This window comes from Pseudomonas sp. FEN (assembly GCF_904067045.1).
Taxonomy (GTDB): domain Bacteria; phylum Pseudomonadota; class Gammaproteobacteria; order Pseudomonadales; family Pseudomonadaceae; genus Aquipseudomonas.
Map to the genome: position 1 here is coordinate 269105 of NZ_CAJFDC010000014.1, position 24870 is coordinate 293974.

A 24870-nucleotide genomic window follows, 5' to 3' on the forward strand; every position below is an offset into this window, starting at 1 on the left:
ATTATGCTTATATAAACCCATCACCACGAATCACCCACGATGGAAATCTCATGACCCAAGCGCGACACCCGGAGAGACTCAGAGCATTCATAGGCGCGCTGGCGGAACTGATCGACGGCAACCCTCGCGAAGGCGATCTGCTGCACCGCGGCGGCAAACTGTTGGCGCAACTGGTCAGCCATGATGACTGGTTGCCGGACGAATTTGCTCAACCCAGCCCCGAGCGCTATCAGCAGTTTCTGCTGCATGCTGATTCGCGGCAGCGTTTCAGCATCGTCAGCTTCGTGTGGGGGCCGGGGCAAAGCACGCCGATTCATGATCATCGGGTATGGGGACTGATCGGCATGTTGCGCGGCTCCGAATACTCCCAAGGATTCCAGCGCAGCAGCGACGGTGCCTTGATCGCCGAGGGCAAGCGGATCCAACTGAAACCGGGTCAGGTCGAATCCGTCTCGCCGAAGATCGGTGACATCCACCAGGTCAGCAATGCCTTTGATGATCAAGTGTCCATCAGCATTCATGTCTACGGCGCCAATATCGGTGCCGTGCGCCGAGCGGTGTATCAGCCCGACGGCAGCGAGAAACTGTTTATCTCCGGTTACTCCAACGCTTTTCTCCCGAACATCTGGGATTTGTCCAAAGAGAGCCCTGCCCTATGAGTACTGTATCGAACCGCACCTTCGCCCAGATTCGTCAGGCACTGTTGGACCATGAAGAAGTCGCCCTCGTCGATGTGCGCGAAGAAGCGCCTTTCGCCGAATCCCATCCACTGTTCGCCACCAACATCCCGCTGTCCAAACTGGAGCTGGAGGTTTTCTCGCGCATCCCTCGCCGTGACACCCATGTGACGGTCTACGACAACGGCGAAGGCCTGGCAAACATCGCCGCCCAGCGCTTGCAGACGCTCGGCTACACCCAGGTCAGCCTGTTGGCGGGCGGTCTTGACGGTTGGCGCAGCGCCGGCGGCGAACTGTTTATCGACGTCAACGTCCCCAGCAAAGCCTTCGGTGAACTGGTGGAAAGCCAGCGCCACACACCGTCCCTGGCCGCTGAAGAGGTCCAGGCGCTGCTCGACGGTAACGCCGACGTGGTGGTGCTCGACGCCCGTCGTTTTGATGAATACCAGACCATGAGCATTCCCACTGGCATCAGCGTCCCCGGTGCCGAGCTGGTGTTACGCGCCCGCGAACTGGCGCCAGACCCGGCCACCCAAATCATTGTCAACTGCGCCGGACGCACCCGCAGCATCATCGGTACCCAGTCGCTGATCAATGCCGGTATCGCCAACCCGGTATCCGCGCTGCGCAACGGCACCATCGGCTGGACGTTGGCCGGGCAAACATTGCAGCATGGTCAATCACGCCGCTTTGCCCCAACCTCGGAAGAACATCGCCAAGTCGCTGCCAAGGCTGCCCGCCGCGTTGCCGACAAAGCCCGCGTGGGCCGCGCCACCCTGGCCGACCTGAAGCGCTGGCAGCAGCAACCGGCGCGCACCACCTACCTGTTCGACGTACGCACTCCGGAGGAGTTCGAAGCCGGTCACCTGCCCGGCGCCCGCTCGACACCGGGCGGCCAACTGGTGCAGGAAACCGACCACTTCGCCAGCGTGCGTGGCGCGCGCCTGGTGCTGGTCGATGACGACGGTGTGCGGGCCAATATGTCCGCCTCCTGGCTTGCCCAACTGGGTTGGGAGGTACAGGTGCTGGATGACCTGCAACCGGCGCACTTCAGTGAACACGGTGCGTGGCAGGCGCCGGCCCCGGCACCCCGACAGGCCGAAGTCATCAGCCCGCAGACCCTGGCCGAATGGCTGCCCCACGGTGACACCGCGGTACTGGACTTCACCAGCAGCGCCAACTACGTCAAACGCCATATCCCCGGTGCCTGGTGGGCCCTGCGCGCGCAATTGCCGCAAGTCCTGGCCAAGGTGCCAGCAGCGCAACGCTATGTGCTGACCTGCGGCAGCGGCCAACTGGCACGCCTGGCGGTGGCCGAAGTCGAGGCACTGACCGGCAAGCAGGTGTTCCTGCTACAAGACGGCACCGCCAGTTGGATTGCCGCACAACTACCGCTGGAGGAAGGCGAAAGCCACCTCGCCTCACCACGCATCGACCGCTATCGCCGCCCCTACGAAGGTACCGACAACCCCCGGGAAGCCATGCAGGCCTACCTGGACTGGGAATTCGGCCTGGTGGACCAACTGGCCCGCGACGGCACCCATGGCTTTTATGTGATCTGAGCCCTCCAGGCTTCTGCGCCGAATGCCGGGCAGCGCCGTTCGATACGCCATACATTGAATTCAGCCCGACCCCTTTCTCCAGGCGGAGGTGACACGAAACATCAAGGTTCGCCTGGAGCACGCTGTTATGCGCTTTACCCAACCGCTCAAGCATCTGCTGTTCAGCACCGCCCTCACGTTCGGCGCGGCTAGCCACGCTACCGACCTGCAACCGTTGTTGGTGGCCAATCAAAAGTCGACGATCAAAGTGCTGCTGGAGGTGTCCGGCGAACTGAAAGATGTGCCTTATGAGATCCAGTTTTCCGAGTTCCCCGCCGCCGCCCCGCTGGGTGAAGCGCTGAATGCTGGCGCCGTGGATATCGGCGCCTTGGGCGATGCGCCCTATGTGTTCGCCCTCGGTGCCGGTGCACCGTTGAAGGTGGTGAGCATTCTCCACGCCGAGGGGCGCTACACCACGGCCATACTCGCACCGAAGGATTCGTCACTGAACACCGCCGCCGACCTCAAGGGCAAGCGCATCGTCACCACCCGTGGCTCCATCGGACACTTCCTGGCGATCAAGACGCTGCGCAGTGTCGGCCTGACCACCCAGGACGTGCAGTTCATTTACCTGCTGCCCAGTGAGTCGCGCATCTTGTTGGACAACGGCGGCGCCGACGCCTGGTCGACCTGGGACCCCTATACCACCATCGCCACCACCCAAAGCCAGGCCAAGGTCCTGGTCAGCGGTGACCGCCTGCTGACCAACCACTTGTACCTCGCGGCCACCCACCAGGCCATCGCCGTCAAGCGCCAGCAACTGGACGACTTCGTTGCCCGGGTCGACCGTGCCTATCGCTGGAGCAATGCCCATCCCGAAGAGTATGCCGCCGCTCAGGCCAAGGTCACTGGCCTGCCCCTGGCGGTGCATATCGCCGTAGCCAAGGCCACCCATATGCAACCGGTGGAGATCAGCGACGCGGTGATCAGCGGCCTGCAAACCACCGCTGACATCTACCAGGAAGAGGGGATTCTCACCCAACACATCGATGTCTCCCAAGGCTTCGACAAGAGCTTCAACGCCAAGCGTACCCCACTGACCCAAGCCTCTCGATAAACCGCCGTCCCGCTAGAAGGAGTGAGAACATGAGCAAACGCCAACTGAAACTCGGTGCCATGGTCCATGGCGTCGGCCATGGTTGGGGCGAATGGCGCCATCCGCAGGCCCAACCCAACGCCAGTGTCAACTTCGGTTTCTACCAGCAGCAGACACAACTGGCCGAAAGCGCGAAGTTCGATTTCGTGTTCATCGCCGATAGCCTGCATATCCATGAAAAATCCAGCCCCCACTACCTCAACCGCTTCGAACCGCTGACCATCCTTTCGGCCCTGGCAGCCCTGACGTCGCACATCGGCCTGGTGGCGACCGTGACCGTCAGCTACACCGAACCCTTCCAGGTGGCGCGCCAGTTCGCCTCCCTGGATCATATCAGCGGCGGCCGCGCCGGCTGGAACGTAGTGACCTCCTGGCTCAGCGGCACCGCCGACAACTTCGGCAAGGCCGAACACCCACCCCATGCCGTGCGCTATCGCATCGCCAAGGAGCACGTGGATGTGGTCAAGGGCCTGTGGGACTCCTGGGAAGACGACGCCTTCGCCTACAACAAGCAAAGCGGCGAGTTCTTCACACCCGGCAAGCTGCATGCCCTGGAACACAAGGGTGAGTTCTTCTCGGTCAAGGGCCCACTGAATATTGCCCGATCCCGCCAGGGTCAGCCGGTGATTTTCCAGGCCGGCACTTCCGAGGCCGGGCGTAATTTTGCCGCCGAGCATGCTGATGCGATTTTTGTCCACGCCGAGAGCCTCGATGAAGCCCTCGCCTACGCCCAGGATCTGAAACAGCGCGCCCGCAATGTTGGTCGCGATGCCAATCAGCTGTCTATCCTGCCGGGCATCCGACCGATTGTCGGCCGCGATGAAGCCGAAGTGGAAAGCCGCTACCAGCAAGCCGTGGAACTGGTGACCGTCGAGGACGCCATTGTCGCCCTGGGTCGGCCATTCAACGACCATGATTTCAGTCAATACCCGCTGGATGCGCCATTCCCCGAACTGGGCGACTTGGGCTCCAACAGCCAGAAAGGCGGCTCTGACCGCATCAAACAACTGGCTCGGGACGAAGGCCTGACTCTGCGGGAAGTGGCGCTACGTTTTTCGCGCCCCAAACGCGACTTCGTCGGCACGCCGGAGCAGGTCGCCGACGCGATCCAGACCTGGTTCGAAGCAGGGGCAGCCGATGGCTTCATCATCAACTCGCTGCTGCCGGATGGTTTGCAGTATTTCACCGAACAGGTGGTACCAGTGTTGCAACAGCGCGGTCTGTTTCGCAGCGAATACAGTGGCATCACGCTGCGCGATAACCTGGGCCTGGACGTTCCGGCCAACCGCTACAGCATCGCCCTTGAGGCAGAAGAAAAGCTGGAGGCCCTGGCATGAGCAAATCTCTCAACCGCTTGTTGGCGGATCTGCACGCCGAGCGCGTAGCGACCTGGGAACCGGCGGCGCTGCAGGTCAATATCAACCAACGCCAACGTCTGGTGGATGAAGCAAAGGTCGATGATTACGTCCAGATCGGTGACAAGCTGGCCCCATTTACCTTGCTCAACGTTGAAGGCGGCGAACTGAACCGTGACCTGTTGCTGGCCGACGGCCCGGCAGTATTGATTTTTTTCCGCTTCGCCGGCTGCCCCGCATGCAATATCGCCCTGCCCTATTACGAGCGCCAGCTCTATCCGCGCCTACGGGAGCTAGGGGTGCCGTTGGTGGCGGTCAGCCCGCAGGTGCCCGAACGCCTGGTCGAGATCAAGACCCGACATCACCTGCAACTGCAGGTGACCAGCGACCCGGACAACAACCTCGGCCGGCGCCTGGGGATTCTCTACAGCTTCGACGAGGCCTCACGAAAAGCCGCGTTGGCCAAGGGCAATTTCATCGGTGACACCACCGGCACCGGCACCTGGGAATTGCCTCAGCCCACCGTCGTCGTCATCGCCCAGGACGGCACGGTGGCCTTCGTTGAAGTCAGCCCGGACTGGCTGGTGCGTACCGAAGCCGAACCGGTATTGCATGTGGTTGAACAGCTGTTGGGGCACACCGCCCTGCCTATCGCCATCTGACCAGGGCCTGACCAAGATGACCAAGATCATACAGGGACAGCTCAATCGTCGCGGCTTCCTTACCGCCAGCTCCATCGCCTTGGGCGCGCTGGGGCTGTCGTCCCTGGTGCCGCGCGCTTTGGGCGCCACAGCCAAACTCTCGGACCTGACCCTCGCCGTCGCCACCTACCGTGGCCAGGACTCATACTTCACCGACGAGGCGGGCACCTCCCATACACCCTACAAAGTCGACTATGCGGAATTTGCCGGTGGCAATCTGATCGTCGAAGCCTTGGCTTCGGGCAGTCTGGACATCGGTGGCATGAGTGAGATCCCGCCGATTTTCTCGATCCAGAGCCATCGCGAACCGAAGCTGATCGCCGTGCTTCAAGGCGACGTGAATAACCAGGTGATCCTGATCCCCAAGGATTCGAAACTGGAGTCCATCGAGCAACTGAAGGGCAAGCGGGTGGGTTATGTGCGCTCCACCACGTCTCACTACTTCTTGATCAAGGCCCTGAAGGAACAAGGGCTGACGTTGAACGACATCACTGCCGTATCGCTCACCCCACAAGACGGTTTCAGCGCGTTCCAGAGCGGCCAGTTGGACGCCTGGGTGATCTACGGCGTGTTTATCCAATTGGCGAAGTTTCGCAGTGGTGCCCGGGTGCTGAAAACCGCCCTGGGCTACCTCTCGGGTAACTACTTAATCGCCGCCCGCCCCGCCGCCTTGGAAGACCCACTGCGCAAACAGGCGATCCAGGATTACCTGCAGCGCCAAGCGCACACCCTGGAGTGGATGAACAACAACCCCGAACCTTGGGCCGCGAAATCGGCGCAGTTGCTCGGGGTGGATAAAGCGGTGTTCCTCGACATGTACAACAGCCGCAGCCAACCCTACAAGTTGATCGAAGTGAATGAACACGCCATCGCTTCACAACAGGAAGTGGCGGATCTGTTTTTCGACGCCGGGGTGTTGAGCGAGCGGCTGGATGTCAGCCCGTTGTGGGATCGGCAGTTCAAGTTGCTGTCGATATAAACTCTATTTTGATCGAGTGAACCGACCATGAGTCTTTCTTCTCAATACCCCCCCCTGCTGCGCTCGGTGGAAGTGGCCCATTTCGAAGCGCTGCTGGAACGCATCAGTACCCAGCTCGCCGCGACCGCTCATCTTTACGACGAAAGCGGAGCCTTCCCCCGCGACAATTTCAAGCTGCTGCATGAGCACGGCCTGGTGGCCCTGACTGTGCCCAAGGCACTGGGCGGTGGTGGTGCCAACCTGGCCCAGGCGCGCAAGGCCATCAGCGCCATCGCCAAGGGCGAACCTTCCACCGCCTTGATCTTGGTGATGCAGTACCTGCAACACGCCCGTTTGCAAGACAGCAAAACCTGGCCCCAGGCCTTGCGCACGCAAGTGGCCGAGGATGCGGTGAGCAATGGTGCGCTGATCAACGCCCTGCGCGTCGAACCAGACCTCGGTACACCGGCCCGTGGCGGCCTGCCGGCGACCATCGCTCGACGCACTGCTGCCGGCTGGCGGATCAGCGGGCGCAAGATCTACTCCACCGGCAGTCATGGCCTGACGTGGCTCAGCGTCTGGGCCCGCAGCACGGATGAAGACCCGCTGGTCGGTGCCTGGTTGGTGCACAAGGACACGCCCGGTATCAGCATCATCGAAGATTGGGACCATCTGGGCATGCGCGCCACCTGCAGTCACGAAGTGGCGTTCGACAACGTCCTGGTGCCGCTGGATCACGCCGTCAGTGTCAGCCTCTGGAGCGCACCGCAACCCGAGCTCGATGGCGACGGATTCCTGTGGATGTCGGTATTGCTTTCATCGGTCTACGATGCCGTTGCCCAAGCCGCCCGGGACTGGCTGGTAGGCTGGCTGGAACAACGCAAGCCATCCAACCTTGGTGCGGCACTGTCGACCCTGCCGCGCTTCCAGGAAACCGTTGGGCAGATCGACACCTTGCTGTTCGCCAACCGCAGCCTGCTGGATGCCGCCGCCGAAGGACACACGCCTGCAAGTAACGCCGCGCAACTGAAGTTCCTGGTAACCAGCAATGCTATCCGCGCCGTCGAGCTGGCCATCGAGGCGTCCGGCAACCCCGGTCTGTCACGCCACAACCCACTGCAAAGGCACTACCGCGATGTGCTGTGCAGTCGCGTCCACACGCCGCAGAACGACACCGTGTTGCAAGGCGTCGGCAAAGCTGTCTTCACCCAGCGCCAGCAGAAGGAATACCCATGACTCAGCTTGTAATTGCCAGCCAACTGGATGAAGACTTCAACGATGTGATCCGCCAGCGCCTTGCGCAAACGCACCCCGGTGCTCGCGTAATCGGCGTACCCACCGGGGTACCCAGCGACCTTGCGGCTGAAGTCAGTATCCTGTTGGCGCGACCAATCAATGTGCGCGGCTACCTGGCGCCGGACACACCGCCACCGGGCTGGCCCTATGGTCTGAAATGGATTCAGGTGGTGTCTTCGGGTATCGACTTCTACCCCCAATGGTTGTTCAACGGCCCACCGGTGAGTACGTCGCGGGGCAGCGCCGCCGAGAACATCGCCGAATTCGCCCTGGCGGCAATCTTCGCCGCCGCCAAGCGTCTGCCGGACATCTGGGTGCATGACTCGCAGTGGAATTTCAGTGCGTTGACGCCGCTCAAAGGGACCACCCTGGGCATTCTCGGCTTTGGTGCCATCGGCCGCAGCCTAGCGGCCAAGGCCCATGCCCTGGGCATCAATGTGCTGGCGCTGCGTCAAAGCCAGACGCCGTTCGAGGTTGAAGGCGTCGAGGCCGCGCGGGATATCCATGACCTGTTTGCCCGCGCCGATCACCTGGTGCTGGCGGCGCCCCTGACCGAGACGACCCGGCATGTCGTCAACAGTGCCGTGCTCGCCAGCGCCAAGCCCGGTCTGCATCTGATCAACATCGCTCGTGGTGGTCTACTCGACCACGGGGCTTTGCTCGAAGCACTGGATAGCGGAACGATCGGCCTCGCCTCGCTGGACGTCACCGAGCCCGAGCCGCTGCCGGACGGACACCTGCTCTACTCCCATCCACGGGTTCATTTGTCGCCCCATACCTCAGCGATTTCCAGCAACAGTCGCCACGAAATTGCCGACAGCTTCCTGACCAATCTCGCGCGTTTCCTCAGCGGTTTGGCACCGGAGAATCTGGCGAACGTACAACGAGGGTATTAGGAACTACCAATCGACTGTCACCGCGGGCAAGCCACGCACCCACACGTCATGCGTTACCTGTGGGAGCGTGGCTTGCCCGCGATTGCGTTTTGATTACCTCACATAAACATCATAATTACGCATCTTAATACTTAACTTAATGTATATCTTTCATAATTAACTTATAGCTAATCGGAATTTTACAACCCCTTATTATACAAATATTGTTACAACCATCACCGACCCCTGACCAGGTGGAGGCCCACGGAACTGCGGGTTTTTTGGCCGACACCACTCCACGGTCAACCGCCACACACACCTAAAACCAGCTCAAGCCACCGCCGCCATGGCTTTCGGACCATGGTCCTGGCAACGCTTTGCGCAAGAAAACATAACGACGCCAAGGCTGCATCTACACACCAGGGGTTCACCATGCACGACATCTTCAATTCAAACCGTCTGACGCTAGCCGTATCGTTGACCCTGTTCGGGTTGTCGGCCCACGCCGAAGAAAACACCAAGGATGGTGCCCTCCCCGTTGTCACGGTCACCGCTGAACACCACGCCGAGGACTTGCAAAAGACCCCACTGGCGATCTCCGCGTTCGACGAGAAAGCCCTTGAGGACAAGCAGATCAAAAGTATCCGCGACCTCTCCGGGCAAGTGCCGAACCTGACCCTGAGCCGCCAGTCGATCTCCTACAGCGCACAGACCTACGGCATTCGCGGCATCGGCGAGACCGATCCGATCCAGGAGGCGGCCGTCGCGGTCTACGCCGATGACCTGTACATCCCTCGGGCCATTTCCTCGATGCTCGACTTCAACGACGTCGAACGCGTTGAAGTGTTACGCGGCCCCCAAGGCACGCTCTACGGTCGTAACAGCAGCGCGGGGGCGATCCGGGTGATCACCCGCGATCCAACCCAGGAAACCCGAGGGTTCTTCGAACTCGGCGCCGGCAACTATGACGCGCAGAACGCACGCCTGCTGATCAGCGGCCCTCTGGTGGACAACGCGCTGTTCGGGAGTTTTTCGGCGATTCGTTTGAGCCGAGACGGCACCGTCTCCGATCCGACCCGTGGAAAGGACGTAAACAACGTCGATATCCAGTCCTACCGCGGCAAGCTACGCTTCAATCCCATCGATTCGCGGTGGGACGTACAACTGACCCTGGCTGGCACCTTCGACCGTGGTGACACCACCAGCTACACACCGTTTGATGCCAACGGTCACTTCGAAAAATTCAAGAGCTACAGCAGCCTCGACCCGAAAAACCATCTCGATCAGGGCAGTTCGGTGCTACGTGCTATCTATGCGATCGATGATCACCTGAACTTCAAATCGGTGACTGCCTATTCCGCATTCAACCAGCCTGTGGACTATGATAACTCGGGGCAGGCAGCGCTGATTCAGAACAGCCTGATCACCTACAAGCAGGACTATGCCACTCAGGAATTCCAGCTCAACGGCAACTACGACGACTTCAGTTTCAGCACCGGCCTGTACCTGTACCGTGAAAAGTTCGACGCCGAGCGCGACAGCCTGACCTACTCGATCGCCCGCAACCAAGTGATCGGCCAGGGCCAATACAGCACCACCACCACCGAAAGCTACGCGCTGTATGGCCAGGGCAGTTACAAGATCACGTCCCAGTTGTCGCTGATCGCCGGGCTACGCTTTACTCGCGAGCACAAGAACTTCGACTACACCAACTATGTCGTCAACACCAACCGGCAGATCACCGGCATCAACTTCACCGCAGACGCGAGCAAGTCCTGGCAATCCACCAGTCCGAAACTCGGCTTCGAATATGCTTGGACAGCGCACCTGAATCAGTACGCCTACGTCGCCAAAGGCTTCAAGGCCGGCGGCTACGACAACCGCGCGCCGACCCGGAGCGCCGCCGAACAAGCCTTCTCCCCGGAAGACGTGACCACCTGGGAAACCGGCTTCAAAGGCGACTTCTTCGACCAACGCCTGCGGGCCAACGTCGCCCTGTTCTACAACGACTACAAGGACCTGCAGACCAACGCCTACGATCCGGCACTGGGCGTGAGCCTGCGCACCAACGTCGGTCGGGCCCACACCTACGGCGTCGAACTGGAAACCCTGACCGCACTGAGCAGCGACCTGCAACTGACCGCCAACCTCGGCTACCTGCAAAGCAAGTATGACGACTTCCAAAATGCCAGCGGGGCTGGTGTCAATGCCAATGGTAAGCAGTTGATGTTCTCGCCACGCTGGAATGCCAGCGTCGGCCTCAACTACACCATCCCGGCTGGTCTACCCGGCACCTGGCTGGCCGGTACCGATGCGCAGTTCCAGACCAAGTCCTATGCCAACGCGCTGAACGACGACATCCAGGAAATCCCGACACAAACTTTCTGGAACGCCCACACCAGCTACATCACCGGCGACGGTCACTGGACCACCACGTTGTCAGTGAAGAACCTGCTCGACCGTGCCTACCCGCAATCGGTTGGCTACGTGCCCTCCAGTGGCGCTCGCTACTACTCGATCAATGACCCGCGAACCCTGTTGTTGTCGGTGCGCTACGACCTCTGACCGCGGATCTCTCGATCACCATGAACCACGCCGTAGGACAGCTGTGCTATGGCGCGGTAAACACCGGCTCACCCAGATTCAACATCAATCGATTGGCCCAGGCGAAAATCGAAATTGCGTGGATCAGATCCAGAACCTGAGCGTCATCCAGCCCTTGATCGCGAAGCGTGAAGACGTGACTGGCGTTCAGCGACGCTGGCTCCAGGGTCAGGTCAATGGTGAATTGCACAATGGCCTTTTCACGATCTGTCGTGCCAGCGGTTGCAGGGTCGGAAAATACCTCGGCGATCACATCGTTACGCTTGGCCAGTTGCTCGAACCGTTGCGCATGCACCGAAGCGCAGTACACGCACCGATTGATCCGCGACACCACCGTACTCGCCAGCTCGCGCTCGGCACGGGACAAGCCACCGGGTGCATACATAATGGCGTTGAATGCCTGTGAGCGCTGGCGAAGGATGTCCGGGTGATGGGCCAGCGTCAGGTAGTAGTCCGACGTCTTGGCCTGTGGGTGACTCTCTTGCAGCACGGCTACTTGTTCGGGCGTGGCGCTGCCCAAGTCGATGGTCGGCAGCCAGGCTTTCCAGCCCAGCGCTTCGTTGGTGAATCCGTGACTACGAATAGGCTCGCTCATCAGGCGGCTCCTGCGGACAGTAACGCCCCGAGCCCAGCGGCCAGGCGCACTTGATAGGACAGAAAGGCAATCAATTGCGCCAGCACGACGATTTCGGCGGTGCTCAATCCTTCATGTTGAAGCGTTTGCAACGCCGCCCGATCTCCGTGGACAGGGGATTCGATCAAGGTCCGGGTGAAGCTCAAGATCGCCCGCAGACGCTCGTCGTCCAGCGTTTCGAGGGTTCCGGAATCGACGGCTGCACGCACCGGCTCATTCAAGCCCGACGCTGACAACTGCTCAAGATAGTACGCAGCCAGCCTCGTGTGCGGTGTGAGTCGCGCGGCGTAGTACGCCACCCATAGCCGCTCGCTCAACGGCAAACCGTTATCCAGTGCCGGATCAAAGAACAGATCCTGGCTGCCCTGTGTCGCCGAGGCGACCTTGTCCCTGGCATGGCGTACAGCGTGCAGAGGTGTGCCGGGCTGGATGCCCGATAAGCTATCGATTAAATCCGCTGCGGCTGCAGGTTCGGCGGTCGAGGTCATGACAAATCCTGTAGGACTGTTGGCGGGAGTTGCGTGCAGAGCCCGGTGGCCCTGGCGCAAGCCGATTCAAGGTTGTTCGGTGACCATGGTCGCTGCCGTGCGGTCGCTGACCAACGGCTCGACTTTCAGGCCTTTGCGGGCGGCCCAGATGTTCTGGTAGTGGAACAGCGGGATGATGCCGACGTCATCACTGACTACCTGGACCGAGTCCTGGAGGATCTTGCGGCGCTTGCCCTCATCGAACTCGGCGGTCGAATCCACCAGTGCCTTGTCCACCAACGGATTGCTGTAATGGCCCCAGTTGGAAGCGCCCTGCCCTTTGCCGTTGTCAACCGTGGTCAGGATGTTGGTCAGTGCATACGCCGCTTCGCCGGTGCCGTTACCCCAGGCAATCACACTGATTGCCAGTTCATTCTTGTTGGCCTTGCCGGCATACACCGCCCATGGCAGCACTTCGAGCTGGACCTTGACGCCGATCCGCGACCAGAACTGTGCCACCGCCTGCATCGCTTCCGGCGCCTGCGGATAACGATCGCCCGGTACATGCACGGTCAGTTGAAAACCGTCCGGGAAACCGGCCTGCGCCAGCAGTTGCTTGGCCTGTTTCGGGTCGTACGGAATGTTCTTCACGTCGGGGTTGTAACCGAACGTGTTGGCCGGCATCCATTGGTTGGCCTCGGTGACGGTACCCTGCATGATGCGTTCATCGATGGCCTGGCGGTTGATCGCCAGCGAAAGGGCCTTGCGCACGCGCGCATCACGCAGCGGATTCTCGGACAGCAGCTTGCCGGCGTTATCACGTATGAACTCGTTGGGGCCTGCGCGGAAACTTGGCTGGATAATCAGCGCCCGCAAGCCCTGAAAGGCGAAGACATTGACGCTTGGGGTCTTGCGCAGACGCTCGACATCAGTGGGGGATACCTTGTCGATCACGTCTACGTCGCCGGCCAGTAACGCTGCGGTGCGGTTGGCGGCGTTGGCGATGAAGCGGAAGTCAACCTTGTCCCAGGTCGGTTTGGCCCCCCAGTAGGTATCGTTTCTCTCGAAGATCGTCCGGTCACCCGGCACGTAGGAGACGAAGCGGTAAGGCCCTACGCCAACCATGGCCTTGCCCGAGTTGTAATCGGCGCTGCTGGCCTCGGCGCCGACATGACGGCTGACGATATAGATCGAGTCTACGTCCGGCAGCAGGTTCGCATTGGGCATGCGGGTCTTGATGACCAGTGTGTGATCGTCTTTGGCCGTTACCGATTCCACGGTACGCGTGGCTCCCGCATAAGAAGCCACGCTGCCCGGTACACTGCGGGCGCGCTCGAACGAGAAGACGAAGTCATCTGCGGTCAGCGGTGTGCCGTCCTGCCATTTCACGTCGTCGCGCAGGGCGAATTCCCAGGTCGTGTCATCGATGACTTTCCAGCTCTTGGCCAGGCCCGGCAGGGTTTTGTCATCGTGGCGATTGACCAGCGATTCGAAAGCATGCAACGCCACCGAGCGATCACCGGCATAGTTGTTCAGTTGCGGATCGAGAGACGACACCGGGTCGGCGTAACCGATACGCAGGGTCTGTGCGCTAGCACTGCCGGCCGCCAGGATAAGCGCCGAGGCTAACAGTGAACGAACAAGTGGATTCATGGGGGATTCCTTGTACGCAATGGCAATGGGCATGACGAGCGTCAACGCGCTCGTTCAAAAGTGGTCGTTCAGGTGACACGCACTCAGGTGGTTCGGCGAAACCTCCCTGAGTACTGGAGCTTCGTTGCCACAGCGCGCGGTGGCATGCGGACAACGCGGATGGAAATGACACCCGGCGGGCGGGTTCAGCGGGCTGGGGATTTCCCCTTTGATCGCGTCATAACGGGTACTGCGGACATCAAAGCGCGGGATCTGCGCCAACAATGCCTGGGTGTAGGGATGATTGGCACGGGTAAACAAGTCATCGACCGACGCGCTTTCGACCACCCGCCCCAGGTACATCACAACGACGCGGTCGCACAGGTGCTCGACGACGCCCAGATCATGGCTGATGAAGAGATAGGTCAGGCCCAACTGGTCGCGCAGGTCCATGAACAGATTGAGAATCTGCGCCTGAATCGACACGTCCAGCGCCGCCACTGACTCATCGCAGACCAGCAGTTGCGGCTGCACCGCCAGCGCCCGGGCAATCCCGATACGCTGACGCTGGCCCCCGCTGAACTGATGGGGATAGCGCTGGCCCAGCTGGGGACTGAGCCCGGCCCGCTGTAGCTGCGCGCTGACGTAATCGTCGAAGCCCTGCTTGTCGGTCAAGCCGTGCAACAGCGCCCCTTCGCCAACGATACGGTCGACCCGCAGACGTGGATTGAGGCTCGATGAAGGGTCCTGAAAGATCATCTGCACCTTCAAACGTACGGCTTGACGATCATCCGCCGTCAGGCTGTCGAGGGCTATTCCGTCCACCAAAGCCGTGCCCGATGAAACCGGCAGCAACCCCGCCACCATGCGCCCGAGGGTAGATTTACCACAGCCGGATTCCCCGACCAGGCCAACGACTTCGCCACGGGCGATCTGCAGGTCCACGCGATCGACGGCATGGGTCACTGGCTCGGCGCGCGTCAGATGAAGCCGTTGCAGTAGCGGCTGAATCGAATACCCAGGCATCGGATTGCCGAACACCTTGCTGACCTGGCGCAGTTCAATGAGGGGGATTTGATCATTGCCCATCGGTGGCTCCCGGGTGAAAACAGCGAACCGTCTGGCCTGGCAGGATCTCGCGAGGTGCAGGTTCCTTTGCGCAGGCCGCCGACGCCCGCGTACAGCGCTCGGCGAATGCACAACCTGCCGGCATCGAGAACAGATCCGGCGCCATGCCGGGAATCTGTCGCAGACGCTGGCCGCGCTTGTTACGGCTTGGCAGGCTGTCGATCAAACCCTGGGTGTAGGGATGTTGTGGACGATCGAGCACGTCAGAGACCGCCCCCTGTTCGACAATCCGTCCGGCATACATCACCGCCACGTCATCGGCCAGCCCAGCCACCACCGACAGGTCATGGGTAATCCAGATCAGCGACGTGCCCTGCTCTCGCACCAGTTTTTGCACTTCGCTGAGGATCTGCGCCTGGATCGTCACGTCCAGCGCCGTGGTCGGCTCATCGGCAATGATCAGGTCAGGCGAATGCAACAGTGCGATGGCAATCGCCACCCGCTGACGCATACCACCGGACAACTGATGGGGATAGGCGCGCAGACGCTCTTCAGGGCTGGCAATGCCCATCAACGCCAAGGTGCGGCTGGCGTGGTCACGAGCATCACGCTTGCTCATTGGACGATGGGCACGCACCGCCTCGATCATTTGCGTGTCGACCCGTAGCACCGGGTTGAGCGTCATCATCGGATCCTGAAAAATCATCGCGATCCGGTTGCCTTGTATCGCGCGCAGTTGGGACGCCGACAGTTTTGTGAGATCACGACCTTTGAACAACACCTGGCCGCTACTGATACGGCCGGGTTCATCCACCAGCCCGAGAATGGAAAACCCGGTCACCGATTTACCCGACCCCGACTCACCCACCAACCCCAGTATTCGACCGGGCCCCACGTGCAACGACAGATCGCGCACCGCCGGCAACACGCCAGCCCGGGTATAAAACGAGGTACACAGACCACGGACTTCCAGCGTTGGCTGCGGGACAACCGACGGTGTCAACGACACTTCCGGCAGACTCATCGCTGCAACCTCGGGTTCAGGACATCACGCAGGCGGTCACCGACCAGATTGATAGCGACAATAGTGATCAACAGCGCCAGCCCCGGAAACAGGCTGATCCAGTATTCGTTGCTGAGCATGTACTGGAAGCCGTTGGCTATCAGCAGGCCCAAGGAAGGCTCCGTGACCGGTACGCCCAGACCGAGAAACGACAGGGTCGCTTCCAACGTGATAGCGCGGGCGATCTGCAAGGCGCCGATGACCATAAGCGGTGGCAGGCAATTGGGCAGGATGTGCCCGATGACGATGCGCCACGAACCAATCCCCTGCCCCCGCGCGGCGTCGACGTATTCGCGGCGGCTTTCAGTCAATGCCTGACCGCGGGCGGTACGGGCGTAATAGGCCCATTCCAGCAGGACCAGCGTGAGCATCACATTACCAACCCCTTGCCCAGCCAGGCGAGGATCATCAGTGCCATGAGAATCACTGGGAACGACAGCAGCAGATCCACCAGACGCATCAACAATGCGTCTACCCAACCGCCGACATACGCCGACACCAGGCCCAACAGCGTGCCAATCATTGCAGCAATCAACGCCGAGCCAATACCGACCCACAAACTGATTCGCAAGCCATACATGATTGCCGAGACCAGATCGCGGCCTTGCCCATCGGTGCCGAGCCAATAGGTGTAGCCGCTGTCCATGTTGACGCTACCCGGTGCCAGGCGCGCATCCAGCACATTGAGCTGCATCAGGTCGTAGGGGTTTTGCACAACGATCCACGGGGCAAAAAACGCGACCAGCACGATAGCCAACAACACCAGCAAACCGAATACGGCCGTCGGCGAGTTCATGAATTCGACAGATACCCGGCGCCAGGGCGACTGGGTTTGCAAACGCAAGCTGGCCGTTGAGGTTTTTAGCACGGCAATCATCGGCTGGCCTCGGTACGCACGCGGGGGTCCAGCAGGTAGTACAAACCGTCGACAATCAGATTGAGCACCACGAAGATCACCACGACCACCATCAGATAGGCCACCACCACCGGACGATCCAAGGTGTTGATGCTGTCCAGAATCAGCTTCCCGGCGCCGGGCCAGGAGAAAATGCTTTCCGTAACCACGGCGTAGGCAATGGTCGACCCCAGTTCCATCGCCAGCACCGTGACCAGCGGAATCATGGTGTTGCGCATGACGTGCATGCACATCACCCGTATCGGCGAGAGCCCCTTCGCCCGGGCAAACTTAACGAACTCTTGTGGCAGTACTTCCCGAACACCGGCGCGGGTCAGGCGCAACACCAGGGATATCTTGAACAGCGCCAGATTCAGCGCGGGCAACAGTAGGTGTTGCAGCCCGTCGAGGGTCAGCCACGACCACTGCACGCCCAGCCACTCGCGGGTGTCGCCACGTCCACTGGCGGGCAACCATCCCAACTTGATCGAGAACAGCATGATCATCATCAACGCTACCCAGAACGCTGGTAGCGAAAAACCGACAATACTGCAGGCCATCACCAGTCGCGAAAACGGATGATCGGGATAGGCGCCGGCAAGCATTCCCAAAGGAACGCCAATCACAACGGCCAGGAACAACGCGAAGAAGGCCAGTTCGAACGTTGCTGGCAACCGTTGCAGAATCAGGCGCATAGCGTCTTCGTGATAGACAAAACTCTGGCCCAGATTGCCGTGGGCAGCCCCCTTGAGAAAAATCAGGTATTGCTCCCACAGCGGCCTGTCCAGCCCCAAGTGTGCGATGGCCTGCAAGCGTTCGGCCTGATTGAGGTCTTCGCCCACCAGAATGTCCATGGGATTGCCAATAGCATTCAGCCCGATGAATACCACGAGGGTCATCAGCACAATCACCAGCAGCGATTGAGTCAATCGTCGCAGTGCCCAGCCGATCATTGCCGCAACTCTTCAATAGATAGCTGGCTGGCCACCCATTCATCGCCCAGCAGTTCAGGGTCTGCATAACTGCGCATGGACTCGAAATGCAACGCGATATCTTCGTTGAACAATTGGCCGACCAAGGCGTGAGCCAGACGTTTTGAGCCTTCACTGATGGCCGGAATATCCCCGGACACCGCGCCATAGGTCAGTGCGGCGGGATAGCTGAAACAATGGATATGGTTCAGCCCCGGACAGATGCCGGGTGTTTTTTCCTGGAATTCGAAACAGCTGCCCAAGTCCGGCAGTTCGGACAATTCGGCATCGAGCTCGGTGGGTGGGGCCTCGAAGCGATCCCGCCAGACGCGAATGTGCGAGGAGAACGGCGCGAACTCTGGACGCAGTTGAAAATCAGTGCGAAAACCGGTGGCGAACACCAGGAAATCTGCTTCGATCCGGGCATTGGGCGTGTACAGCCACAGACCACCGGCCGGGTTTTCTTTCACTGAGACTACCGGGCTGCTCAACAGGAACCGCGCCTTGCCCGTATTGTAAACCCTGAGCGTACTGCTCCGTGGCGGAGGGACTTGCTGCGTATTGAGGTAATTGCGAATGCGCCACTTCCAAGTGTCCGGCAGACGCCAATAGCCATGGACCATCCCGGGATTGCCGGCACCCTTTCCTTTATTGATGCGCGGCAACTCGGCACGGCGGATCAACAGGTCGACCCCCTTCGCCCCAGCCTCCAGCGCCGTAGCGGCACTGTCCATGGCTGACGCCCCACCACCGATGACCGCGACCCGCTTGCCTTCAAACCACTCATCCTGCAAACCGTCCGCCGAATGTGCCCAAAGATGACGCGGTAGCTGCTGGGCGAACCCAGGCACCCAAGGACCGCCCAGACCGTCGCGCCCGGTGGCAAGCACGACATGACGCGCCAACAGCTCATGCGCCTGCGCGGGCGTCACGATCACCAGTTCAACCAGCCCGTCGGCTCTTGGTGTAACCCGGCCAACACGGTGTTCGCTACGCACGTCCAGCGCCAATACCTTGCGATACCAGCGCAGATAGTCGGCCCATTGCAGACGTGGAATTTTGTCCAGTGTGGCCCACCCCTCAGCGCCGAATTGTGCTTCGAACCAGGCGCGGAAGGTCAGCGCGGGCAACCCCAGTGCTGGCCCGGTCAGGTTTTTAGGCGAGCGCAAAGTTTCCATACGCGCGGTTGTTGCCCAAGGTCCTTCGAAGCCTGCCACCGACTGATCGAAAACCACGGCAGCAACACCCAGGTGGCGCAGCTCGGCGGCAAGTGCCAGGCCGGCCATACCGCCGCCGATGATTGCCACGTCGAGTACCGCTGTGCCTTCGCTGAGGCGCGGCTTGACCCAGGGATTGGCGGGCAAGTCGAGCCAGGCCAAGTCTTGACGCAAACGTGCTTCGAGTGCCGCGAGACCTATGGGAGGGGTTGCATCGGACATTGATCGCTACTCGATGATGATCGAGAGCAAATCACTCGACCCTGGATTCAGACACTTCAAAAAGCCTGCACAGCAGTTAAAAATGAATTCTTAACGCCATTGAATGCTTAAATCGAATACTAAAAGGGACTTTTTATTCTCGCAATGCTCAAAAAAACATATTTATATGCGAAAATGGAATTAAAAATAATAAAACGCTTGGTCAGCCTCCAAGGCTTACTCGTTTTTACTCGGCGTAGATACTCTGCAACAGGGCGTCATGGGCGCTGGCTTCATGCATGACCATGTGCGGCAGCAGCAATTTTGCCGAAGTAGCGATCTCGCCGATCAGCGCACGCGCCACATCGGACAACGGGCTGGCGAATGCCGAAATCAAGCCGAAGAAAAACGGGATGTTGTATGCAATCGGTCGGACCACCACACCCTGCAATGGCACCCCTATAGCGGTAAAGGGATCAACCAATGCAACACCCAATCCGACTCTGGCCATCTGCATGGCGATCAACGAGGTATTGGTGTCGAGCATGCGCGGTGGCGGTCCTCCTGCGTCGTGGAAGGCCTTGTCGATGCGTCGACGAAAACGGTACGGATTGGCCATGGTGATCAGGGTCTGTTGTGCTAATAGCGCCATGGACAGCTCCTCGTGCACTGCCAGTTCGGAGCTGGCCGGCAGCACTGCGACGCAGGGCGCCTCGCCGATCCAGTGAATGTCAAGCCCGCGATGCTCCAGCGGCAGGCTTACTGCGCCCAGATCCATGGTTTTCGACAACACCGCCTGGACTACATTTTCCGGCGACATGCTCTGTAGCTGGATCTGCTGCGGACGAAGGCTATCAGGCAGGCGTGACAACGCCGCAGGCAACAGCCCTGCCGCCAACGCTGAGATCGCCACCAATTTGACCTGATGATTCTCTTCCCGAGCGATGTGCAGCGCACGCTGGCGAATGTTACGAATCCCCAGCAGTGCGCTCTCGACTTCGGCGTACATCATGAACGCCTTCTGGGTTGGAGTGACCTTTGGCCCGCTGCGCTCGAACAAGGCGAAGCCCAGCTCCTGCTCCAGCTCCTGAATGACTCTTGTAACCGATGGTTGGGAACGACCGAGCATCTTTCCTGCCGCGGTAACACTGCCCGCCGACATCACAGCAGCAAACGCTTCAAGCTGACGCAGATCCATAAGCACGCCTTGATCAATACAGAAACTGACAGGAGCGCAGAACATCAGGCGCCCAGGTTCGAAGCGCGAAAGTCTACACACTGTTAACGCATATATCGCGCCAGCGGCCCCCCTGTGCCCCCCCTTTTACGACGCCTCCCCCGAGCCCTACGCGTCATTGACCTCGATCTATACATATTCCCCAAAGGTATTTAAAAAAATATTTTTATATCTATAAAGTTAATGACAGTGCCCTCTGCTGAATCGGTTAGCCGAGCCCCTTTTCAACTACCATCTCGAGTACATCATGAAAGGCATCAAACTCAGTTCATTGTCCGCCCTAGGTTCAGTCGCTTTGCTGAGCGCGGTGTTCGCGTCTTCCGCCATGGCCGGGTTGTTGGAGAAAGGTCGCAGCAACGGGCTAACTGCGGGAATCGCCAACGAACAACCCTATGCCTATATCGGTACGGATGGAAAAGTTACTGGGGCCAACGTCGAGGTGTTACAAGCCATCTTGAAACCGCTGGGCATCACCAAGATCGATACCCCAATCACCGATTTCGGCTCACTGGTTCCTGGGCTCGCGGCTGGGCGTTTCGATCTGATCGGCGCAGGCCTGTTCATCAATCCCAGCCGCTGCAAGGTCATTGGCTACTCCAATCCAGTCACCCATTCCGGTGGCGCTTTTATTGTCAAAGCGGGAAATCCGTTGAAGCTGCACAGTCTCAAGGATGTCGCCAGCAACCCCAAGGCCCGCCTGGCCACGCAGACCGGCACCAATCAGGTACAGGAAGCCAAGGACACAGGCATTGCCGCCAGCAACGTTATCCTTTTTGACAAAGACACCGAAGCGCTGGCCGCGCTCCAGGCTGATCGCGTCGACGTGGTGTATTTCCCCGATGCCGAGATCATCAGCCTGGTGAAAAAAGCCAACAGCACAGAGATCGAGCGCGCCCTGCCCTTCAACCAGATTCTCGATACCCAAGGCAAACCGACCTGGAACTACCACGCCTACGGTTTGCCGAAAAATGATCCTGAATTCACCCAGGCGTTCAACGAGCAGTTGGCGAAACTGCGGGCCTCTGGTGAACTGCTGAGGATTTTGCAGAAATACGGCTACACCGAAAATGAATTGCCGGAAACCGGTGTGACAGCTGCACAACGCTGCGCGCTGTGACCCGCACACGATAACCCTACGCACCCAGAGAATATCGCTGTGCAAAAGCAAATCATCGGCAAAAACGGCCCGTTGAGTTGGGGAACACTGACCTTTGACCCGCTGGTACTGGCGGGTCTGCAACTACCGTATTTCGACATCGAAGCACCGCTGCCAGGTGCGAAACTGGCGATTATCGCCGGCATGCATCCCAACGAAGTCGATGCCATGGAAGCGGCGCTGCAGCTGAAAGATCATTTCGCGCAGCATCTGCTCAGGGGGTCGGTTTCGATTCTGCCGGTGCTGAACATGCCCGGCCTGTTTGACCACGCCGAGTTCGTCTGTCCGGTGGACGGCAAGAACCTCAACTTCCTCTCACCCGGGGATCCGCAAGGCTCTTTCAGTCAGGTGTTGATGCATCAGGTACTGCACGAGTGGGCGAAAGACGCCGACGTTTTTATCGACTTGCACGGTGTCGACTTGCGCGAGGACGTCGCCAAATTCGTGATGTGCCAGATGACGGGAAACATCGAGCTCGATCAGCGAACCCGGGCGCTGGCGCACCAGTTCGATGCCGACGGTATTGTCGAATTCGCAGTGGAGCAAACCAACAATCGGGGGCGCGCCACCAATGAGCTGCCGTGGCTGGGTCGTCATGCGGTCATGGCCGAAGGCGGCGCCAACGGTGTGTTCGATCCCGAATGCATCACGTTTCATTTCAATGGCGTGGCCAACATTGCCCAGTATCTGGGTCTAATCGAAAAGCGCGCCACTGCGTCGAAACAGCGGCGCAATATCGTGGTGAGCAACTTCGCCAAAGTCGAAGCCCCCCTAAGCGCAAGGCTGTATCTGGAGGTGGCTGCCGGCGACCAGGTGATCGCCGGCCAACGTCTCGGCCACTTGAAGGATCTTTACGGCAACCCCGCAGGCGAGCTGCTCGCGCCCCACCATGGATTGGTGCTGATGGTGGTCAACCACCCGATTATCAACCAAGGCGAATGGCTGATCAGCCTCGCACCGTTGCCTGCCAGCACACCTTGAAACCCTGGGCAGCAAACGGCCTCAACCCACACGAGTACAGGCCATGTTGATCGATCCCTCAACGCTGGATACCTCCACGTTCATTGCCCGACAGCTGGCAAAGGGCGCGCTGACGACACTGGAAATCACCGTCCTTGCGGAGCTGGTGGTTCTGCTGATGTCGTTCGTCATTGCGCTAATGCGTCTGTCACCCTCGCGCCCGCTGCGCTGGATCGCCACACTCTACGTCGAAGTGCTACGCGGCATCTCCGCGCTGGTGCTGTTGTTCTACCTGTTTTTCATTTTGCCGTTGTTCGGCATCAGCCTGTCGCCGATGACCACGGGCGTTGTCGGCCTGGGCCTGACATTCTCGGCATACGGATCGGAAATCGTTCGCTCCGCACTGATAAATGTCAGCCGCGGACAGCGCGATGCAGTTCGGGCCCTGGACTTTGGTCCCGTGACAGCGTTTCGCCGGATCCTGTTGCCCCAAGCCCTGCCGTTCATGCTGCCCCCACTAGGTAATCAATTGGTAGAACTGATGAAAACCACCTCGTTGGTGTCATTGATCACCCTGAGCGACCTGACATTTTCCGGCGGGCAACTGGTGACCACCCTGGGGCAACAGACGCTGATCTGGAGCATCGTCCTGCTCTGCTATTTCGTCATGGCCTGGCCAATGAGCTGGCTGGTTCGGCGTTATGAGCAACATGTCACCGCCTGGCGGCAGGACCGCACAATATGAACTTCGACTACGACTTTGCCTGGTCGATCCTGCCAGATTTGTTTCGAGGCCTGCTGATCACTATCCAAGTGGTGGTGCTCGGCTTTCTGCTTTCGGCATTGCTAGGTATGGTGTTGGCCATCGCTCAGCAATCGCGGATCACCATCGTTCATGCCGTGAGCACCGGCTACCTGAGCTTCTTCCGCAACACACCGTTGATGGTCCAGTTGTATGTGCTGTTCTTTGCCTTTCCGCTGGTGGGGATCACCTTGCCCGCAATCACCACCGGCGTCATCGGGTTGGGGCTGTACTACGGCGCTTACATCGCCGAGGCCTACCGGGGTGCCATCGAAGGCGTGCCGGCCGGGCAATGGGAAGCCGCCAGGGCGCTGGATTTCGATACCGTGACGACATGGCAAAGGATCGTCTTGCCCCAGGTGCTAAAACCCATGCTGCCGATTCTCGGCAACTACCTGATCGGCATGTTCAAGGAAACTCCGTTGCTGGCGGTCATCACCATTCCCGAACTGTTTCAAGCAGCCAAGCAAATTGCTGGCATGACCTATCGCTACAACGAACCCTATACCGTCATGGCCCTGATGTTTCTGGTGATCAGCGTGCCGACCTCCCTATTCTTCAGACACCTCGAAAGGCGCAGCCATGACTGATCTCGCACACCTGCACACCTCTGCGCCGGCACAGATTACACTCAAGCAAGTGGTGAAGAACTTTGGTCATACACGTGTCATTGATCACCTCGACCTGTGCATCCCGCAAGGTCAGAAAGTCGCCTTGATCGGCCCGAGCGGCTCAGGGAAATCCACCGTTCTACGTTTGATCAAAGGGCTGGAAACTTATCAGCACGGCAGTATTGAAGTCGCTGGCGCGGCAGTGCCGACCAAGCGCCCGGTCTGGCATTGGACAGGCGCCAGAGGCGCGCCCGTGGTGCATCGCGTAGGGATGGTTTTCCAGCAGTTCAACCTGTTCCCGCACCTGACGGTTCAGGAAAATATCACCGAGGCGCCCTTCAGGGTGTTGAAACTCAGCCGCGAAGAAGCTCATTCCCGCGCGGAGCAATACCTGGGTTTGGTCGGCCTGAGCCACAAGGCCGACGCGTACCCGAGTCAACTGTCTGGCGGTCAACAGCAACGCGTGGCGATCGCCCGCGCCTTGGCGATGCGCCCGCAAGTCATGCTGTTCGACGAAGTGACCTCGGCGCTGGACCCGGAACTAATCGGCGAGGTGTTGGCCGTCATCCGCGCCATCGCCCATGAACAGCAAATGACGATGCTATTGGTGACTCATGAAATGAAATTCGCCCAGGACATCGCCGATCGAGTGTTGTTTATGGAGGCCGGAAAAGTCGTCGCCGATGGTTCTCCGACGCAAATATTGGTCAACCCTGATAACGAACGGACGCGGCGCTTTCTGAACCTGGTCGAGCAACGTTAATGATCAGCACAGCGGCCCCGCGAAATAGAC

The 24870-nt window shown here is 59.7% G+C and carries 22 protein-coding genes and 1 pseudogene; 14 read left to right on the forward strand and 9 right to left on the reverse strand.

Annotation, left to right across the window (positions count from 1 at the left end; all coding sequences use genetic code 11):
* The first annotated feature begins 50 nt into the window (after positions 1–50).
* The 9 genes from PFEN_RS17670 (at position 51) to PFEN_RS17710 (ending at position 11124) form a co-directional block, all read left to right on the forward strand.
* On the forward strand, positions 51–659 hold the full coding sequence (locus PFEN_RS17670; protein WP_191488094.1) for a cysteine dioxygenase: 609 nt from the start codon (positions 51–53) through the stop codon (positions 657–659).
* Positions 656–2239: a rhodanese homology domain-containing protein gene (locus PFEN_RS17675; RefSeq protein ID WP_191488095.1), complete on the forward strand. Its 1584-nt coding sequence runs from the start codon at positions 656–658 to the stop codon at positions 2237–2239. The genes PFEN_RS17670 and PFEN_RS17675 overlap by 4 nt, the downstream gene beginning before the upstream one ends.
* Positions 2240–2366: 127 nt before the next feature.
* Complete coding sequence (locus PFEN_RS17680; RefSeq protein ID WP_191488096.1) at positions 2367–3335, forward strand: ABC transporter substrate-binding protein; 969 nt, start codon at positions 2367–2369, stop codon at positions 3333–3335.
* A 29-nt stretch (positions 3336–3364) separates the two neighbouring features.
* Positions 3365–4711 carry an LLM class flavin-dependent oxidoreductase gene (locus PFEN_RS17685; RefSeq protein WP_191488097.1) on the forward strand — a complete coding sequence of 449 codons (1347 nt, stop codon included), beginning with the start codon at positions 3365–3367 and terminating at the stop codon, positions 4709–4711.
* On the forward strand, positions 4708–5391 hold the full coding sequence (locus PFEN_RS17690) for a peroxiredoxin-like family protein (RefSeq protein WP_191488098.1): 684 nt from the start codon (positions 4708–4710) through the stop codon (positions 5389–5391). Before PFEN_RS17685 ends, PFEN_RS17690 begins: the two co-directional genes overlap by 4 nt.
* A gap of 16 nt (positions 5392–5407) precedes the next feature.
* Positions 5408–6409 (forward strand): ABC transporter substrate-binding protein, encoded by a 1002-nt coding sequence (locus PFEN_RS17695; protein WP_191488099.1) that lies wholly within the window; start codon positions 5408–5410, stop codon positions 6407–6409.
* A gap of 27 nt (positions 6410–6436) precedes the next feature.
* Positions 6437–7624, forward strand: coding sequence for an acyl-CoA dehydrogenase family protein (locus PFEN_RS17700; protein ID WP_191488100.1), 1188 nt, complete (start codon positions 6437–6439; stop codon positions 7622–7624).
* On the forward strand, positions 7621–8580 hold the full coding sequence (locus tag PFEN_RS17705; RefSeq protein WP_191488101.1) for a D-isomer specific 2-hydroxyacid dehydrogenase family protein: 960 nt from the start codon (positions 7621–7623) through the stop codon (positions 8578–8580). Before PFEN_RS17700 ends, PFEN_RS17705 begins: the two co-directional genes overlap by 4 nt.
* A 411-nt stretch (positions 8581–8991) precedes the next feature.
* A complete protein-coding gene (locus PFEN_RS17710; RefSeq protein WP_191488102.1) occupies positions 8992–11124 on the forward strand; it encodes a TonB-dependent receptor in 2133 nt (710 codons plus the stop codon).
* Positions 11125–11170: 46 nt separating this feature from the next.
* Here PFEN_RS17710 and PFEN_RS17715 read toward each other — a convergent pair whose 3' ends face one another.
* The 9 genes and pseudogenes from PFEN_RS17715 to PFEN_RS17755 all read right to left on the reverse strand — a co-directional run bounded on the left by PFEN_RS17715 (position 11171) and on the right by PFEN_RS17755 (position 20509).
* Positions 11171–11758: a peroxidase-related enzyme gene (locus PFEN_RS17715; protein ID WP_191488103.1), complete on the reverse strand. Its 588-nt coding sequence runs from the start codon at positions 11756–11758 to the stop codon at positions 11171–11173.
* A complete protein-coding gene (locus PFEN_RS17720; RefSeq protein ID WP_191488104.1) occupies positions 11758–12285 on the reverse strand; it encodes a CMD domain protein in 528 nt (175 codons plus the stop codon). The genes PFEN_RS17715 and PFEN_RS17720 overlap by 1 nt, the downstream gene beginning before the upstream one ends.
* Before the next feature lie 66 nt (positions 12286–12351).
* Positions 12352–13917, reverse strand: coding sequence for an ABC transporter substrate-binding protein (locus tag PFEN_RS17725; RefSeq protein WP_191488105.1), 1566 nt, complete (start codon positions 13915–13917; stop codon positions 12352–12354).
* A gap of 54 nt (positions 13918–13971) precedes the next feature.
* Positions 13972–14985: an ABC transporter ATP-binding protein gene (locus PFEN_RS17730; protein WP_191488106.1), complete on the reverse strand. Its 1014-nt coding sequence runs from the start codon at positions 14983–14985 to the stop codon at positions 13972–13974.
* Positions 14975–15988: an ABC transporter ATP-binding protein gene (locus tag PFEN_RS17735; protein ID WP_191488107.1), complete on the reverse strand. Its 1014-nt coding sequence runs from the start codon at positions 15986–15988 to the stop codon at positions 14975–14977. The genes PFEN_RS17730 and PFEN_RS17735 overlap by 11 nt, the downstream gene beginning before the upstream one ends.
* A pseudogene (locus PFEN_RS17740) lies at positions 15985–16904 on the reverse strand (ABC transporter permease). Before PFEN_RS17740 ends, PFEN_RS17735 begins: the two are co-directional and overlap by 4 nt.
* The gene (locus tag PFEN_RS17745) at positions 16901–17875 is read right to left on the reverse strand and encodes an ABC transporter permease (RefSeq protein WP_191488108.1); all 975 of its coding nucleotides are present in this window, start codon (positions 17873–17875) and stop codon (positions 16901–16903) included. Before PFEN_RS17745 ends, PFEN_RS17740 begins: the two are co-directional and overlap by 4 nt.
* On the reverse strand, positions 17872–19332 hold the full coding sequence (locus PFEN_RS17750) for an FAD-dependent oxidoreductase (protein ID WP_191488109.1): 1461 nt from the start codon (positions 19330–19332) through the stop codon (positions 17872–17874). Before PFEN_RS17750 ends, PFEN_RS17745 begins: the two co-directional genes overlap by 4 nt.
* A 226-nt stretch (positions 19333–19558) precedes the next feature.
* Positions 19559–20509, reverse strand: a complete 951-nt coding sequence (locus PFEN_RS17755; protein WP_191488110.1) for a LysR family transcriptional regulator — start codon at positions 20507–20509, stop codon at positions 19559–19561.
* A 286-nt stretch (positions 20510–20795) separates the two neighbouring features.
* On the opposite strand from PFEN_RS17755, the gene ehuB reads away from it, so the two are divergent.
* Genes ehuB through PFEN_RS17780 form a run of 5 tightly spaced genes read left to right on the forward strand, consistent with a single transcriptional unit; the run spans position 20796 to position 24840 of the window.
* The gene (gene ehuB / locus PFEN_RS17760; protein WP_191488111.1) at positions 20796–21665 is read left to right on the forward strand and encodes an ectoine/hydroxyectoine ABC transporter substrate-binding protein EhuB; all 870 of its coding nucleotides are present in this window, start codon (positions 20796–20798) and stop codon (positions 21663–21665) included.
* A 39-nt stretch (positions 21666–21704) separates the two neighbouring features.
* Positions 21705–22685: a succinylglutamate desuccinylase/aspartoacylase family protein gene (locus PFEN_RS17765; protein ID WP_224770993.1), complete on the forward strand. Its 981-nt coding sequence runs from the start codon at positions 21705–21707 to the stop codon at positions 22683–22685.
* 43 nt (positions 22686–22728) lie between these two features.
* The gene (ehuC, locus tag PFEN_RS17770) at positions 22729–23409 is read left to right on the forward strand and encodes an ectoine/hydroxyectoine ABC transporter permease subunit EhuC (protein WP_191488112.1); all 681 of its coding nucleotides are present in this window, start codon (positions 22729–22731) and stop codon (positions 23407–23409) included.
* Entirely contained in the window at positions 23406–24056 is a 651-nt protein-coding gene (gene ehuD / locus PFEN_RS17775; protein ID WP_191488113.1) for an ectoine/hydroxyectoine ABC transporter permease subunit EhuD, read from the forward strand. The genes ehuC and ehuD overlap by 4 nt, the downstream gene beginning before the upstream one ends.
* Positions 24049–24840, forward strand: coding sequence for an amino acid ABC transporter ATP-binding protein (locus tag PFEN_RS17780; RefSeq protein WP_191488114.1), 792 nt, complete (start codon positions 24049–24051; stop codon positions 24838–24840). The genes ehuD and PFEN_RS17780 overlap by 8 nt, the downstream gene beginning before the upstream one ends.
* Positions 24841–24870 lie beyond the last annotated feature (30 nt).